Below are 14,797 nucleotides of genomic sequence, written 5' to 3'. Positions count from 1 at the left end.
TCCCGTGACGCTCCGAAAGGCGTTTCAACTGGTGCCCGGCCAGTCATCATCAGATGGGGCGGCTGCCCTCGTGACCTCCGGGGCGGGCGGAAATTTAGATGTCCAGTCCGTAGCCGTCAGGGCCGTAAACAGGGGCCGCTCCAACGTTTGCCTTGCGCATGTAGTCCTTGGCGTCCTCCATGCTACTGGCCTTGTACAGCATGGGCCAATTGTAATCTGTTGACCTCTGACCTCTAACAAAGTACCCAGATACTACTTTGTTGATATCGATAGCGCTGGTGTCAATCCGATAAGCGATATACTTCATGTCGTTCTCCCTCACGCCGCTGATGCGGCTTGCATCCTATCTTGGTTTGTAGTAGGATGGAGGCGGTCGGATGGCAGGCTCTAACCGCCTCCTCTGGTTCGTTTAGACCACCTGAAGCTGTGAGAGGCGCGGGTGGTCTATTCTTTTACCTGAGTTTATCTGCCTTGTCTCGGAGGATTGCTGCCGCCTCCTGCGCGGTGGTGGCCTTGCTCTCAATCAGTTCAGCCAGGGTTTCCAGATACAAGATCAGCTCGGCCTGGGGCATACGATCAGTCTCCATTCGCTTACCTCCTGTCCGGTAGATTTGGATTTGGCTTTTGACCTCCTCCATGGTTATATAGCACTACATGTACACATGATTATCGATAGAAAAACCTTATAAACATGTGCACATTAAATTGTTTAAAGTGTATATGTACACATGAAAATAAACGTGGTATAGTTTTGTGGGGTGATGTACATGGCCACAAAAGCTCAGTTAGAAGGCAATAAGCGATATCAAGCGAAGTTGGACCGAGGCATTTTTTATGTGCCTAGGGGTAATTTGGACAAAATTAAGGCCCATGCCCAGAGTAAGGGTATGAGCCTGAATGCCTATGTTGTTGGGCTGATCGAGAAGGATATGGGGATGAATGATGACATTGAATGACCCGGCCAACAGGTCCATGGAGGGCATCCACGACCGTATGCCGGTGGTGCTGCGGTGGGAGGAGCTGCGGGCATGGGTGCGAGACAGCGGCCGCGCCACGGAGATTTTGCGCCGGGTGCCGCCGGAACTGGAGAACGCTGTGATGAAATAAAACCCCCTGGGAAACGACTCCCGGGGGGTTCGCTGTATCGGCAATTCCGACAAGGCTGCTCGACCTGTTTCGACGAGTTCCACAATGCGAACGCCGTATACGTCGACAGGAATGTAAATATGGAATATTCTTCCTAATAGAGGAGGGATATTATGTCCGATAAAGAGAGAAAACCGCTCCATGTTTTTGCGGGACTCCTTTGCGCCGCAAGAAACGAGCGGGGGATGACGCAGCAGGAGGTGGCGGACCACATTCACCGCACCAGGCGTTGGTACCAGAGGATCGAAGCGGGTACCTCCAAGCCGAATTGGCAGGACACGCTGCTGCTCGTTGCCCTATTCGAGCTGGACGTGGGTGCATTCGTGGAGGAGATGGGGTTTTCTGTTCCGGTGTCAAGTACCTGAAAACAGGCGGTGCGGGAATTCTGGGTAAATGTCGTTGATACCTTTCGCTTTTTTGTGTATAAGCGGATTGTTTTGATTAGTATGATTAGTAATAGAATAAATTTATATAGACTTTTACATTAACAGATAAAATAAAAAAGTTGCAGGAATTAGGCAATGCAACCTAATTCCTGCAACCTTTTGGTGGAGATATGCGGGATCGAACCGCAGACCTCTTGACTGCCAGTCAAGCGCTCTCCCAGCTGAGCTATACCCCCGAATGCGGGAAAGAACATTTTGGAATGCCGCGTGGAACAGTGGATAGTATAGCAGGGCGGGAGAAAAATGTCAACCCTCTTTTTTCTTTTCCGGCGAGGGGAAAACCGCGGGAAAGGCCTTGCAATCGGACGGAAAACTTGGTAACATGATTCAAATAGGATGCGGTGCCGCGTGCAAAGGAGGGACTATTTTGGTGATACATGAGTCCGCGGAGGATTATTTGGAATCCATTTTGATTTTACAGGAGCGGCGCGGCTATGTGCGCTCCATTGATATTGTCAATGAGCTGGGCTACTCGAAGCCCAGTGTCAGCATTGCTATGAAAAAGCTGCGGGAGAGCGGATATATCTCCATGGCGCCGGACGGCGCCATCACCCTGAACGAGAGCGGTATGGAGGTGGCCAGCCGCATCTATGGGCGGCACAAGACGCTGACCAAGCTCTTCACCATGCTGGGGGTTTCGCCGGAGACGGCTGCGGAGGATGCCTGCAAGGTGGAGCACGATGTCAGCGAGGAGACCTTTTCCAAAATCCGGGTGTTTGTGGAGCAGCACGAGGCCTGACGGCGGGCCGGGGCGGAAGGCCTCTGGATAATTTTTTTGAAAAATTGAAAAGAAAGACTTTACAGCGGGGAAAAAAACTGCTATACTGTCGTAGACATATGGATGATATGTCTTGGGTAGATGCGCCCGTGGCGCAGTTGGATAGCGCGTCAGACTCCGACTCTGAAGGCCGCTGGTTCGAATCCAGTCGGGCGTACCAAGAAATTTCCCTAGAGCTTCAACGGCTCTAGGGTTTTTCTTTTTTCTGTACCCGTAGAGGTGCCCATGCGCTGTTTTTTCATGAGACTTTCATCAAAGGCCTGCTCCGCATAGACGGCAGCTTTTTTCAGGGAAACCTGGCGTGGGTGTCCATATCTTTGTAATGGTCGCCCCGGTGCAATATTCCTATACAGCTTTTCGTGCGAACGCAAAACGGTTGCCGCAGTCGCATCTGTTAAATAGATAAATCAAATACCCGGTTGGGTGTGTATGAGATGGGGGATATGGTGGAGGGCGAGGAGAGAAGCAGGCACAGGCGCTACTTATATCAACTGGGGGACACCTTTGAAACCCGGCATGGGACGATGACTGTGGTAGATCGGACGCGCGTGCAGCATGCGGATCAGGTGTTCCGAAAGCAATATCTTCTCCAATGTGAAAAAGGCCATCAATATGGGGTCATGGAGGAATACCTCAAATCGGGACGGCTGAAAACCTGCAAAAAGTGCAACCACCCTACGATTCTGGAGGCGGACCCGGAGTTTGCCGCTTGGTTTGTGGACCAGGCGATTCCCCGCGAACGCCCCTGCGGGTGTCATGACAAAGCGGATTTCTACTGTCAGCAATGCGGCAAGATTGTCCGTGGGAAGAGCATCAACAATGTTCACAAGAGGAGACAGGTGCCCTGTCCGTACTGCGCCAATGGGGTGAGCTACTCCGAGCGCTATGTGATCGCGCTGCTGGAGCAGATGCAGGTCCCTTTTGTGCATCAGTATACCGTCAGAGTTGTGTTAGACGGACGGAACACGTATTACAGATATGACTTTTACGATGGGGAACGCGGGCTGGTCATCGAGACCCATGGACAGCAGCACTATGAGCCGGGAACCTTTGAGCGCGTCGGCGGGTATCCCCTGGATGAGATCCAGCGGATTGATGCGGAGAAGGCGCGGTACGCCACCCAGGTACTCCATCTGGGGTATGTGGAGCTGGACTGCCGCAGATCGGACCCGAACTGGATTCGCGGCGAAGCCGTCAAAAAGTTGGCCTTTTATCCCCTTGATACCGTGAACTGGGATGCCGTGCGTCAGAGCGCCAATCAGTCCGTCGTCTTGCAGATGATTGCACTCAGCAAGCAGGGATATACCCAGAGCCAAATTGGCGAGATCGTGCATATGAGTGCCGGCGCCGTGTGTTGCAGGTTGCAGAAGGCCCGGGAAGACGGGCTCTATGACGGAATGACGCCGCAGTTGCTGCGCAGACAGGAGAACCGGCGGCTGCAAGAGGAAAAGCGGGAACGCCTCCGGCAGGAGAGGGAGCGGCGGGAGGCGCTCCGGGCGGTCAAGGAGCAGCGGCACGCGGAGCATCTGCGGCGGGCGGAGGCTGCCAGGAGAGAGTGGGAGGATCGATTGCGCAGCCTGCCTCCCGGCATTGCGGTCCTGGAAGCAGACAGGAACAGCGATACGCATTTGACCTTCTTGTGCGAAGCCTGCGGCCGGACGTTCACCCGTTCCTCTGCGGCCATGCTGAAAAACGACAACTGCCCCTGGTGTCAAAAACGCGAGAAGCTCCGGCAAAGACTTTTCAACAAATATGGGGACGAATATGAGATCCTCGGCGCCTATTTTGACAGCCATACGCCGCTGGAAATTCGGCACAAGGTCTGCGGAACGGTATTTCGCAGGACCTTAGGGGAGTTGACCAAGCACGGATGTCCGGCTTGTGCCATGCGCCGGCGGCTTGAAAAATCAAATGCGTCCAGACGCAGGCAGGGCACGGAAAAATTTTTCGCCCTGCTGCCGGAGTTTGAACGCCGGGGCTATCCCTATGCGGGCGAGCCGTTCCAGGGGCTTGGTGAGCGCAACGCCTTCCGGTGCAGCCACTGCGGAGAGCTCTGGTGGACCACAGCCAGCAGCATTCTCAGCGGGCGCGGCCATATCTGCACCAGTCCATGCCGGAAAAAGACGCCGGAAGAATTTGTGCGGCAGGTGTATGCGCTGGTGGGAGACGAGTACAGTGTCTTGAGCGACTATCAGACGGCCTTTGCCCCGGTCAAGCTGCGGCACAACGTCTGCGGCCTGGAGTACCTGGCGGCGCCGGCCCATTTTATCAGCACCGGGCGGCGCTGCCCGGTCTGCACAAAGGCCGGGGCGGCAAAGGGGGAAGAGGATCCGCGGGCGCGGCTCCGCCGGGCGCAGGTGCTGTATGCCGACTGGGAGCGAGCCCTTCAGACGGAGGAAAGGGACCAGGCGGGTATTCTCAACTACATTTGGGATCGGAAATGCGCGGATGTGGAGACGTTTCGCGCCCAGTACGGCCACAGCGATGTTCCCGCTGGGTATAGGGTGCGGGGCTACGATCTGGGGCAATGGCTCGGCGACCAGCGAAAGTTCTATGGCCGCGGCCGGCTGCCCGCAGACCGGGTGCGGCGGCTGGAGGCGTTGGGTGTCAAATGGAACTGCAAGGAGGACGCCTGGCATCGCATGTATGAGGAGGTCCGGGAGTACCTGGGGGAACATGGCTCCGTTTGCCTCCGAACGGACGGCACAAAAGCGGAGCGCAAGTACTACGACTGGATCCAGGGCCAGATCAAGCGCGGCCGGAAGGGAGGCGTGTCTTCGGAGAAGACCGCGCTGCTCCGGGCCATCGGGATTGTGTTTGACTACCGCGCCGATGCCCGGTTTGACGCGATGTGCGACAAGCTCCGCCGCTTTGTGGAGGAAAACGGCCACTGTATCGTCCCGCTGGAGGAGGGCAGGGGAGAGGACGAGCCCCTTGGCCTCTGGGCGCAGCGAATGCGGCAGCAAAAGGCCGCGGGTACGCTTTCCGCAGACCGGGCCGACCGGCTGACGCAGCTCGGCCTGCCGGACGACAACAAAGCGGCGAAATTTCGGCGCAAGCTGGCCTGCTTGACCGCCTACCGGGAGGCACACGGACATCTTCGGATTCCCCAGTCCTGTATAGAGAATGGGGAAAAGCTGGGAAAATGGATCAACACCTTTCGGGTGAACTATGCCAAGGGCCGTCTGTCCGCAGAACAGGTGGCGGCGTTGGAGGCCATCGGCATGGTGTGGAGGGCCGATGAGGGGAAGAGGATGGATCGTGTGAAATCAGTGGATTGATATCCTCCAATACGCCGCTCCTTTTTTGATTTTGAGGAGCGGAACTTCTAAAATGCGCTGTACTCTGTGTTCACGCAGTATGCCATTTTTCCTTTACCCGAGGGAGGGCAACTGGAGAAAAGGAAAGCAACTCCTCAAGAGTTGCTTTCCTTTTTTATCCGGTTCTTCCCGACTGCGTCGTCAAACAGGCGGATGCTGATGTAATTTCCCTGCTTCCCGTCCCGGTACCATTCATCGAATAGGACACAGAGGAACTTCGTACAACTCTGGGGTCAGAGGGTGGGGCTGCTTCCCCCGAGACGTTTCCAGCGGATACGCGGCCCCCGTTTTTTTCAAAGAATGGTAGACTTTGCTGGGGCTTTTGGCGCAGAAGCGGCTGATGACACACAGGAGATTGGCATCCACAAGGCTCTTTTGCAGCAGGACAAGATTGCGGCATATCTGCGTCCAGATACCTTTCCCGCAGACGTCGGGGCGGAGGGGATCATGGATGGTTTATCGCCATCCAGAGAAATGCCGACCCCAAAATGATGTTCGGCAAAATGATCCGCCCACGCCTGATCCAGCCTCAGGCCATTGGTCTGAATTGCATATAACGTACCGACACGCGGCGCTGGTTATACTGATCGACCAACGAGACAAATTGCCGAAAGGAATCCAGACCCGCCTGTGTGGGTTCGCCGCCTTGGAAGGTGGAGTGGACACTGCTTCTCGAGTTGGCAGAGAAGCACTCCTGGATCGGCGTTTCGCGGGTCCTGGGGGACATGACCTCCGGCGTTTGCAGGTCTCGATTGGCGACTTCATCCGCATGGAAGCAGTATCGGCAGCGCATATTGCATAGACCGGAGGCGGGGCTGATAAGCAGTTCCATATGTTGCATGGCAGTCTCCCAGCCAATTTAGAATATGCGGCGGGCACGGAGCATACAGGAAGCAGCAGACGATGAAACAGAGGGTGGAGGAATTTCACTTTATTTTGTTGGAGCCGTCGTACAGGTGAACAAATTCCGTATCTCTCCAACGCCCGAACCACATGGTTCCATAGTCCGGGAGTCTTTTCCTTTAGTGCATCCCTTCGACAAACTCTGCGCCAAAGGGGCCCATTCAAAGAAGCGTGAAACTTAAACCGGAGCCCCTGCTTTTCCGACACGGAGCAGGGGTTCCAACTGCCCGCTCAAATCGCTCCATACTGGCCAAAGACCTGTATGCAAATATCCAAAATATCCTGCTCTGCCTTTGACAGATGTTTGCCTGGGCGGAAGATCAAAAGACGTGTCCACAGATCCGGCGGGTCTCCCAGCGTGTAATAGCACACCTTTCGATCAAATTGCTTCGCATAAATTGCCGCCGAACTGGAAATGGTGAAGGTCATCCCGTAGCCGCTGGCCGCCAGAGACAGCGCGGTATCCGGACCCTTGGACTCCACAATTTTTCGGGGAGTGATTTTGTGTTTTTTCAGCGCCCGCCGGGAGGCCTGGCCGATGCCCTGCTCCTCCGAATTCAGAATGAACGTGGCCTCCTGCAAAAAGCGGTGCGCTTCCTCCGGTAGCCGGATGGGATGGCTGTAATTATTGACCGCCTCCTCCTGGCTGATGGGACTTTGCAGCGGGGCCACCAGGAGAAGATGCTCCGTTCCAATGACCCGGGAGGAGATGCTGCAGGGCAGAGCGATGTCTCCGATCATGGCCACATCCACTGCGCCGGAAAGACACATTTTCGTGAGCTGATGGGAGGTTCCCTCAATATACTTTAGATCCACCTCCGGATTCCGCTCCCGAAACAGCGGGAGAATGGTTCTCATATAATTGGTGCTGATGGACATGGGGAGGCCAAACGTCAGCTCGTTCTGGACGGTCATTCGGTGCTGGAGGGCGGAGAGCTTTCTGTCAAACGTCTCCGCGGCTGCGGCTAGGGGCCGGAGCTCCTCAAAAAAATTTCGCCCCGCATCTGTCAGCTCCAGCATGGTCTTGTTCCGGTAGAATAATTTGAAGCCCAGTTTTTCCTCCAAGGTGGATACAAACTGACTCAGATACGGCTGGGAGACGTAGCTGGCCTCCGCCGCTTTGGTGATGCTTTTGTGGAGTTCCACCTGCATCAGCAGCTGTATCTGATGAAAATTCAGGTTCAGGATCGTATCCATCCGGCTGTGTCCTCCTTCTGTATTCTGCACGGCCACGCCGCCCCGGCGGGAGCGTTTCAAGGGACAGTATGTGTGCCGACAGGTATAACCATTTTGTTATGCCTGTTATTTTTTTACATATTTTACGGAATGCAGCCGACCTGATATGATAAGTTTATACAAAAGATATCACAAGTTGTCGCAAAAAGAAAGAGCAAGTTGGCCGATTTGCCGTACAACCAAACTTTCAGCGGAGGAGGTGGCTGGGTCCAGTTTGTGCAGAGCGTATCAACTGATTTCAGACCGAGGAGGCAAACTGTGAGAGATACAAAGATTGTCTGCTCCCTGCGGCAGGCCATCCAGGCTGCGGGGCTGAGGGATGGAATGAGAATTTCGTTCCATCACAATTTCCGGAATGGGGATCTGGTGTTCAACCAGGTGTACGAAGCGATCCGGTCCCTGGGCATTAAAAATCTGACTCTTCACTGCAGCGGTGTCTTTGACTGCTGGAACGCGGCGGATGCCGTGCGGGACGGCACCATCACAGCATTTGAGGGCACGGGCATCTCCAATCGAGAGCTGGCGGCCATGGTATCCGAGGGGCGGGCGTTTCAAAAGCCGGTGCTTCTGGATTCCCATGGCGGCCGGGCCAGCATGGTGGAGACCGGCCGGATTCAGATTGATGTTGCGTTTATCGGTGCCCCCACCTGCGACTGCATGGGCAACATGACGGGGAAGCGCGGCCCTTCGGCCTTTGGGACGATGGCGTACTCCATGGTGGACGCCCAATACGCCGATAAGGTGATTGCCATTACAGACAATTTGGTTCCCTATCCCGTGGAGGACTACTCTATTCCGGAATCCCGGGTGGACTATGTGGTTGCGGTGGAGCGCATCGGGGACCCGGCCGGGATTCAGTCCGGCGTGGTGGTGATGACGAAGGACCCCGCCCGGCTTCTGATTGCCCAACATGCGGCGAAGGTGATTCAGTTTTCCGGCATGATGGATGCGGTTCCCTTCGGCTATCAGGCGGGTGCCGGCGGCATCGCCATGGCGGTGAACCGGTATCTGGCGGATACGATGCGGGCTAGCCACAAGCGGGGCGATTTCATGCTGGGACTGATTACAAAGCAGCAGGTGGACATGCTGGCGGACCACACGTTCCGGGCCCTCATGGACCCCCAGACCGCGGATGTCCACGGCATTGCATCCTGCGGCAAACCCGGTCACGCCGAGGTGTCCACTTCCCACTACGCAAGCCCCACGGCCAAGAGCGCTCTGGTGGACCAGCTGTCCGTGGCGGTTTTGGGCGCCACAGAGGTGGACGTGGACTTCAACTGCAACTGCCTCACCGATGCCGGGGGAAAGATTGTGGGTGGTATTGGCGGCCACAGCGATGCCGCAGAGGGGGCGAAGGTCACCATACTGGCCCTGCCCCTGCTGCGCAGGGCGAATCCCTGCGTGGTGGAGCGCGTGGCGACGGTCGTTACGCCGGGGAAGGATGTGGACGTGGTGGTGACGGAGGTGGGGATTGCCGTCAATCCGGGCAGGGAGGAGCTGGCGTACCGGCTGAAAAGCGCGGGGCTGCCCGTGGTGGATATCCACGACATGCAGCGCCGGGCCGCCGTCCTCGGCGAAGCACCGGTGGAACGCCGGCACGGCGCGGAGCCGGTTGCCCATGTCTACCACCGCGGACAGTACCAGATCGACACCGTGTGGAAATCCGATTCGTGAGGGAGGAAGCGTATGAAAAAAAGCTGGTTTGACAACATTTTGGAGGTTGTGGGCGGCATTGCTTTTTTGCTGATTGTCCTGTCCACGTTCACGGAGGTGATCTCGCGGTACGTCTTCAACCACTCCTTCAACTGGGCGCAGGAGGTGCCCACCTACCTCATGATCGTCCTCGGCATGATCGGCGCCACGGAGGCCATGAAAACGGATTCCCATATTCGGATTACCCTGTTCCTAGATAAGCTGCCTCCGCGCGTCCGGGACCTGGCCTTGCAGCTCATTGACATCGCCTGCGTGGTTTTTTGCGTGGTAGTGGCCGATGCCTCCGTTGGAGTGGTGGCGGCACAGTCGCTGCGAACCTCCACAGGCGCCCACATCAATATGGGGCTGGTCTATGCGGTGCTGCCCGTGTTTTTGCTTATCATGGCTGGTTTGGCGGTGCTTCGTGTGGTCAGAAGGTTCCGGGAGATATCCCATCCGTCCGCCGGGCGGGACAAGAGAGAAGAGGGGTGAGGGGATGTCCTTCGGCGTTGCGTTTTTGTTTCTCATCGTCATTTTGCTGATCGGCGTACCGGTGGCGTTTTCCATTGGGATCACCAGCCTGCTGTATGTGTGCACCAACGGATTTCCCATTGCCATCGTCGCGCAGCGGACGGTGGAGGGCATGAATTCCTTCACCCTGTTGGCGCTTCCGCTGTTTATTTTGGCCGGCGAGATCATGGCCTACGGCTGCACGCCCCGGATTCTGGCATTTGTCAACATGATTCTAAACCGCATTCCCGGCGCCATGGGCGCCGTGGGCGCCCTGGGAAGCGCCTTCTTCGGCGCCATCTCCGGCTCCGGCGTGGCCACCACCGCCGCAATTGGCGGGATTGTCATTCCGGAGATGACCAAGCAGGGCTACGGCAGAGGCTATTCAGCCGCCCTGCTGGCGGCCTGCGGGGGACTTGGCATCATGATCCCGCCCAGCATTCCCATGGTGGTATACTGTGTGGCCTCGGGCGAGTCCATCGGGCGGCTGTTTATGGCCGGCGTTGTCCCGGGCGTTTTCATCACGGCGTCCTTCATCGTCGTCAATGCCGTCATAGCGAAAAGGAAGGGGTACGGGGTCAGCACCCGGCGCACCTACACCTCCCGGGAGGCCCTCGGAATTTGCTTGGATATGCTGCTTCCCGCAATGACGCCGGTCATCATTCTGGGCGGCGTCATGACCGGTATCATCACGCCCACCGAGGCCGGTACCACCGCCGTGGTGTACTCGCTGTTTCTGGCCATGGTCATTTACAGAGAGCTGAAGCCAAACATGCTGTTCGGCGTTTTGAAGAAGGCCACCATCAGCTCCGCGCTGATCCTGTTTATCATCGGGGTGTCCCAGGCCCTGGCCTGGATCATCACCGCCACCAATGTGGCGCAGAGCATGTCCCAGTTCGTCCTGTCCATCAGCTCCAACCGCTATGTCATCATGGCCCTGGCGCTGCTGGTACTGCTGTTCCTGGGCACCTTTATGGAGGCGACTCCCATCATTGTGCTGACCACGCCCATCTTTGCGCCCCTGATGTCCGCGGTGGGAGTGGACCTTATCCACTACGGCGTTCTGGTGGTTGTCTGCATCATGGTGGGCGGCTGCACCCCGCCGCTGGCCGTGCGGCTGTTCACCGGCGCGCGGATCGCGGGCGTCAAGCTGGAGGAGACGTTCAAGCCCATCTACGGCTGGGTTGCCGTTCAGATTCTCGCCCTCATCGTCCTGGCGGCCTTTCCGCAGGTTTCCATGTTCCTTCCCTCGCGGCTCATGTGAGCCTGTCCCCGACTGCGTACACACGAAAAAGAGAGCCTGCAAGGCTCTTGTTACGAGGTGGAAATTATGAAGCTGCTCGCCGCAAAAGCGTTTTTGTTCACCCCGGGCGATCAGGAGAAAAAGATCCTGCAATCGCTCCAGCGCAGCGATTGCGCCGTGGTTCTCGATTTGGAGGACTCCGTTCTGCCCGAGAAAAAGCCGGAGGCCCGGGCGCTGATATGCCGTCTTCTGAAGGAGCCCCATGCCGCGGAGGTCGTCGCCATTCGCATCAATAGTCCGGAAAAGGGGATGTTGGCGGAGGACATGCGGGCTGTGGAGGAGAGTATGCCGGCGGCCATCTTCCTGCCAAAGGGCGACCGCAGCAATGCGGAGGCCATGGTGAAGCCGCTGAAGGACCTGTTTGAACGCACTGGAAGGCTGCTTCCCGTCATTCCCATCATCGAGACCGCCCGTGGCTTTGAGGAGATGGCCGAGGTATTCCGCATCCTGCCCTACACGCCCTTTGCCTCCTTTGGCGGCGAGGACCTGGCAACAGATATGCGCATCCGCCGGGACCCCGGCGGCGGACAGTTCGAGTATGCCCGCTCCCGTTTCATTCTCAGCTGCGTTGCCTATCACGTGATCCCGTCGGATACCGTCTTTGTGGATTACAAAGATGCGGCGGGCCTGGAACGGGAGGTTGCCCATGTGCGGGATATGGGCATGATGGCTAAATCCTGCATACACCCCGCGCAAATCGAACTCATCAACCGGGGGTTCGCGCCGCCGGAGGAGGCCATCAGGGAGGCACAGATGATTGTCGAGGCCGCCATGCTGCCCGAAAATCAGGGAAGGGGCTCCGTCTCCGTGCATGGAAGGATGGTGGACATTCCCGTTATTCAGCGTGCCAGGGAACTCCTGGCGCGTGCAGGCCTATGAACAGGAAGACGCCGCTCAGAACATCCGGCTGGCGGCCGGGGGATGAATTTCAGAAAGGGAGAACCACTATGAAAAAAAGATTTGCCGCGCTGCTTTTGACCTGCGCCATGGCCGTTTCCATCTGCGCCTGCGGAGCGCCCGCCGCCACGAACGATGCGCCTGGCGGCAGCGCTGCCTCCGACGGCGGGGAGCAGTGGGAGAGGCGGACCATCCGCATCGGCCACGACAACTCCGCCAGCCACGCTGCGCACCGGGCCTGCGAACAATTGGCCGAGAAGATTGCCGAGGCCACCGGCGGCGCCGTAACCATCGAAATTTACCCCAGCGGCACGCTGGGGAGCTCCTCGGACATGGTTTCTCAAATCGTCCAGGGGACGCTGGACGCCACCTTCACCGGCACGGCCGCCCTGTCGGAGTATGATCCCCTGATGAACGTGGTGGACGTCCCCTATCTGAAGGACACGGTTGAAGAGTATCAAGAGATGTACAACGGGCCCTTTGGCGACGCGGTGGCCGAAATCATTGAAAAGGGCTGCAACGCGGTGATGGTTGACTTCCTCTCCATCGGCGGCTTCCGCCACATGACCAACAACGTGCGGCCGATCATCACGCCGGACGATCTGAAGGGCCTCAAAATCCGCATTGCGTCCTCCGATATCCGGGGCAAATTCTTTGATGAATGCGGTGCCTCCGGCATCTCCATGACCTTCAGCGAGGTGTTCACGGCGCTCCAGCAGGGCACCATTGACGGCCAGGAAAACCCGCTGGCCACTATCCAGATGAATAAGCTGTCCGAGGTGCAGAAATACCTGTCCCTGACCGGTCACATCTACTCCGCTTATGCCTTCATGTTCAGCGCCGTCAAGTGGAACGAGTATCAGCCGGAGCTGCAGGAGCTGCTGATGACGTACGGCAAAGAGGTCGGACAGTGGGAGCGCCAGCAGATTCTGGTGGAGGAGGACGCGCTTCTCCAGGAGCTGAAGGAGGAGGGCATGGAGGTCAACGAGGTTGACTTGGCGGCCTTCCGGGAGAGGGCCGGCGCCGTGTGGGCCTATTTCATCCAGACATACGGCGACGCCGGCCGGGAGCTGCTGGACCTGGCGGAGGTGGACTACGAGAAATACCTGTGAGCCGCACGGGGAACACCCCATCCCGCGCTCATGATGCAAACACCCCCGGAGCCTTTTGGCTCCGGGGGTGTTTGCCGCGGGGGGAGGTCCGGGCTCAGAGCGTCCGGGTGAAGGCCGCGATGCGGTCCACGGCGATTTTCAGGTTTTCCAGGGAGTTGGCGTAGGAGAGGCGGAAGTGGCCCTCGCCGTATTCGCCGAAGGAGGTGCCCCAGGCGGCGGCCACGCCTGCCTCCTGGAGGAGGCGGTGGCAGAAGGCGTCGCTTTTCAGGCCGAAGGAGGAGATGTTGGGGAAGGCGTAAAACGCGCCCCGGGGCGTCCGGCAGGTGATGCCAGGGATGTCGTTGAGGGCCGCCACCAGCCAGTCCCGCCGCTGCCGGAAGGCGGAGCGCATCTCCTCCACCGCGTCCTGGGGTCCCTGGAGGGCGGCCATGGCGGCCATCTGGGTGAAGGCGGCGGTGCAGGAGTTGGAGTTCACCATCAAGAGCTCCATCTGCTTGGCCAGCTCCCGGTGCATGATGCCGTAGCCGATGCGCCAGCCGGTCATGGCGTAGCTCTTGGAAAAGCCGTCCAGGATGATGGTACGGTCCTTGAAGTCGGGGAGGGAGGCGATGGAGCAGGGGGTGCCGTCAAACACCAGGCGGTCGTAGATCTCGTCGGAGAGAACAAAGATGTCCGGCCGGTCCCGCAGGATGTCCGCGATGGCCCGGATGTCCTCCGGTTCGAAGATGCCGCCGGTGGGGTTGGAGGGGTTGTTCAGCAGCACCAGCTTGGTTTTGGGGGTGATGGCGCTGCGGAACTGCTCCAGGTCCAGCCGGAAGTTGTTTTGGTCCAGCAGGGGCATGGGGACGGGGACGCCGCCGGCAAAGCGGATGCAGGAGGCGTAGATGGGGAAGCCGGGGTTTGGGTAGATGACCTCGTCTCCCGGCTCCAACAGCATCAGCATGGTGTAGAACAGGACGGGCTTGCCGCCGGGGACCACCACCACCTCCTCCGCGTCGGTGGAGATGTGCTTGTAGGCGGAGGCGTAGGCCGCGATGGCCTCCCGCACCTGGGGATAGCCGGGGGTGGGGGAGTAGCCGGTGTAGCCGTCGTTCATGGCTTGGTAGGCGGCGTCGATGATGTGCCGGGGGGTTTTGAAATCCGGCTGGCCGATCTCGCAGTGGATGATGCTGCGGCCCTGGGCCTCCAGGGCGTTGGCCTGGGCCAGGATTTTGAAGGCGGATTCCGCGTGCAGGCGGCTCATGCGGTCCGCGACGGCGTGTTCAAACATGGTGGGGCCCTCCTCGCATCTTTTGAGTGATGATGCCTCTATTATAGCGGCTCCGGGAAAATTTGCAAGAGGCCCCGGGGCCTCTTGCGCGGCGAAGGCGCACCTCGGCGGGCGGGGGAAGAGGGGCGATTTTTCAATGCGGGGGCCGGAGACAGAGCGGGCGGTATGGTCGCCGTTTCATCCG

14 protein-coding genes and 2 tRNA genes are annotated in these 14,797 nt (G+C 58.2%); 11 read left to right on the top strand and 5 right to left on the bottom strand.

The features are described from left to right. Positions 1-452: 452 nt before the first annotated feature. Positions 453-587 carry a hypothetical protein gene (locus QZS21_RS05375; protein WP_295581075.1) on the bottom strand — a complete coding sequence of 45 codons (135 nt, stop codon included), beginning with the start codon at positions 585-587 and terminating at the stop codon, positions 453-455. 352 nt (positions 588-939) lie between these two features. On the opposite strand from QZS21_RS05375, the gene QZS21_RS05370 reads away from it, so the two are divergent. Together QZS21_RS05370 and QZS21_RS05365 are read left to right on the top strand one after the other, a co-directional pair. After that, positions 940-1,107, top strand: coding sequence for an SOS response-associated peptidase family protein (locus QZS21_RS05370; protein ID WP_295581072.1), 168 nt, complete (start codon positions 940-942; stop codon positions 1,105-1,107). A gap of 152 nt (positions 1,108-1,259) precedes the next feature. Continuing rightward, the gene (locus QZS21_RS05365; RefSeq protein ID WP_295581070.1) at positions 1,260-1,511 is read left to right on the top strand and encodes a helix-turn-helix domain-containing protein; all 252 of its coding nucleotides are present in this window, start codon (positions 1,260-1,262) and stop codon (positions 1,509-1,511) included. Positions 1,512-1,692: 181 nt separating this feature from the next. On the opposite strand, the gene QZS21_RS05360 is transcribed toward QZS21_RS05365, so the two are convergent. Continuing rightward, positions 1,693-1,768 (bottom strand) — tRNA-Ala (locus QZS21_RS05360). Positions 1,769-1,959: 191 nt separating this feature from the next. On the opposite strand from QZS21_RS05360, the gene QZS21_RS05355 reads away from it, so the two are divergent. The 4 genes from QZS21_RS05355 to QZS21_RS05340 all read left to right on the top strand — a co-directional run bounded on the left by QZS21_RS05355 (position 1,960) and on the right by QZS21_RS05340 (position 6,182). Next, complete coding sequence (locus QZS21_RS05355) at positions 1,960-2,331, top strand: metal-dependent transcriptional regulator (RefSeq protein ID WP_295581068.1); 372 nt, start codon at positions 1,960-1,962, stop codon at positions 2,329-2,331. A 122-nt stretch (positions 2,332-2,453) separates the two neighbouring features. Continuing rightward, positions 2,454-2,530, top strand: a tRNA-Arg gene (locus QZS21_RS05350). A 370-nt stretch (positions 2,531-2,900) separates the two neighbouring features. After that, positions 2,901-5,651, top strand: coding sequence for a helicase associated domain-containing protein (locus QZS21_RS05345; protein ID WP_295581066.1), 2,751 nt, complete (start codon positions 2,901-2,903; stop codon positions 5,649-5,651). 339 nt (positions 5,652-5,990) lie between these two features. Further along, positions 5,991-6,182, top strand: coding sequence for a hypothetical protein (locus QZS21_RS05340; RefSeq protein ID WP_295581064.1), 192 nt, complete (start codon positions 5,991-5,993; stop codon positions 6,180-6,182). Between the two features lie 37 nt (positions 6,183-6,219). Here the strand turns inward: QZS21_RS05340 and QZS21_RS05335 are convergent, their stop codons facing one another. After that, entirely contained in the window at positions 6,220-6,522 is a 303-nt protein-coding gene (locus tag QZS21_RS05335) for a 4Fe-4S cluster-binding domain-containing protein (RefSeq protein WP_295581062.1), read from the bottom strand. A 302-nt stretch (positions 6,523-6,824) separates the two neighbouring features. Continuing rightward, a complete protein-coding gene (locus QZS21_RS05330) occupies positions 6,825-7,790 on the bottom strand; it encodes a LysR family transcriptional regulator (RefSeq protein ID WP_295581060.1) in 966 nt (321 codons plus the stop codon). Between the two features lie 297 nt (positions 7,791-8,087). On the opposite strand from QZS21_RS05330, the gene QZS21_RS05325 reads away from it, so the two are divergent. From QZS21_RS05325 to QZS21_RS05305, 5 genes are all read left to right on the top strand, one after another. Further along, on the top strand, positions 8,088-9,503 hold the full coding sequence (locus QZS21_RS05325) for a citrate lyase subunit alpha (RefSeq protein WP_295581058.1): 1,416 nt from the start codon (positions 8,088-8,090) through the stop codon (positions 9,501-9,503). Between the two features lie 12 nt (positions 9,504-9,515). Beyond that, the gene (locus QZS21_RS05320) at positions 9,516-10,013 is read left to right on the top strand and encodes a TRAP transporter small permease (RefSeq protein ID WP_295581056.1); all 498 of its coding nucleotides are present in this window, start codon (positions 9,516-9,518) and stop codon (positions 10,011-10,013) included. 4 nt (positions 10,014-10,017) lie between these two features. Further along, positions 10,018-11,295: a TRAP transporter large permease gene (locus tag QZS21_RS05315; protein WP_295581054.1), complete on the top strand. Its 1,278-nt coding sequence runs from the start codon at positions 10,018-10,020 to the stop codon at positions 11,293-11,295. 66 nt (positions 11,296-11,361) lie between these two features. Beyond that, complete coding sequence (locus QZS21_RS05310; protein ID WP_295581052.1) at positions 11,362-12,213, top strand: CoA ester lyase; 852 nt, start codon at positions 11,362-11,364, stop codon at positions 12,211-12,213. Between the two features lie 68 nt (positions 12,214-12,281). Continuing rightward, complete coding sequence (locus QZS21_RS05305) at positions 12,282-13,343, top strand: TRAP transporter substrate-binding protein (RefSeq protein WP_295581050.1); 1,062 nt, start codon at positions 12,282-12,284, stop codon at positions 13,341-13,343. 94 nt (positions 13,344-13,437) lie between these two features. On the opposite strand, the gene QZS21_RS05300 is transcribed toward QZS21_RS05305, so the two are convergent. Then, positions 13,438-14,613 (bottom strand): pyridoxal phosphate-dependent aminotransferase, encoded by a 1,176-nt coding sequence (locus QZS21_RS05300; RefSeq protein WP_295581048.1) that lies wholly within the window; start codon positions 14,611-14,613, stop codon positions 13,438-13,440. Between the last annotated feature and the right edge of the window lie 184 nt (positions 14,614-14,797).

Source organism: uncultured Oscillibacter sp. (assembly GCF_900544955.1).
GTDB lineage: Bacteria > Bacillota > Clostridia > Oscillospirales > Oscillospiraceae > Oscillibacter.
This window is presented reverse-complemented; position numbering and strand designations above follow the sequence as displayed.

Bases quoted from the DNA above. Each gene is read 5' to 3' on its own strand.
- QZS21_RS05375 (WP_295581075.1), bottom strand. From the start codon at position 587: ATGGAGACTGATCGTATGCCCCAGGCCGAGCTGATCTTGTATCTGGAA.
- QZS21_RS05335 (WP_295581062.1), bottom strand. From the start codon at position 6,522: ATGGAACTGCTTATCAGCCCCGCCTCCGGTCTATGCAATATGCGCTGC.
- QZS21_RS05340 (WP_295581064.1), top strand. From the start codon at position 5,991: ATGGTAGACTTTGCTGGGGCTTTTGGCGCAGAAGCGGCTGATGACACA.
- QZS21_RS05315 (WP_295581054.1), top strand. From the start codon at position 10,018: ATGTCCTTCGGCGTTGCGTTTTTGTTTCTCATCGTCATTTTGCTGATC.
- QZS21_RS05305 (WP_295581050.1), top strand. From the start codon at position 12,282: ATGAAAAAAAGATTTGCCGCGCTGCTTTTGACCTGCGCCATGGCCGTT.
- QZS21_RS05310 (WP_295581052.1), top strand. From the start codon at position 11,362: ATGAAGCTGCTCGCCGCAAAAGCGTTTTTGTTCACCCCGGGCGATCAG.
- QZS21_RS05370 (WP_295581072.1), top strand. From the start codon at position 940: ATGATGACATTGAATGACCCGGCCAACAGGTCCATGGAGGGCATCCAC.
- QZS21_RS05320 (WP_295581056.1), top strand. From the start codon at position 9,516: ATGAAAAAAAGCTGGTTTGACAACATTTTGGAGGTTGTGGGCGGCATT.
- QZS21_RS05300 (WP_295581048.1), bottom strand. From the start codon at position 14,613: ATGTTTGAACACGCCGTCGCGGACCGCATGAGCCGCCTGCACGCGGAA.
- QZS21_RS05330 (WP_295581060.1), bottom strand. From the start codon at position 7,790: ATGGATACGATCCTGAACCTGAATTTTCATCAGATACAGCTGCTGATG.
- QZS21_RS05365 (WP_295581070.1), top strand. From the start codon at position 1,260: ATGTCCGATAAAGAGAGAAAACCGCTCCATGTTTTTGCGGGACTCCTT.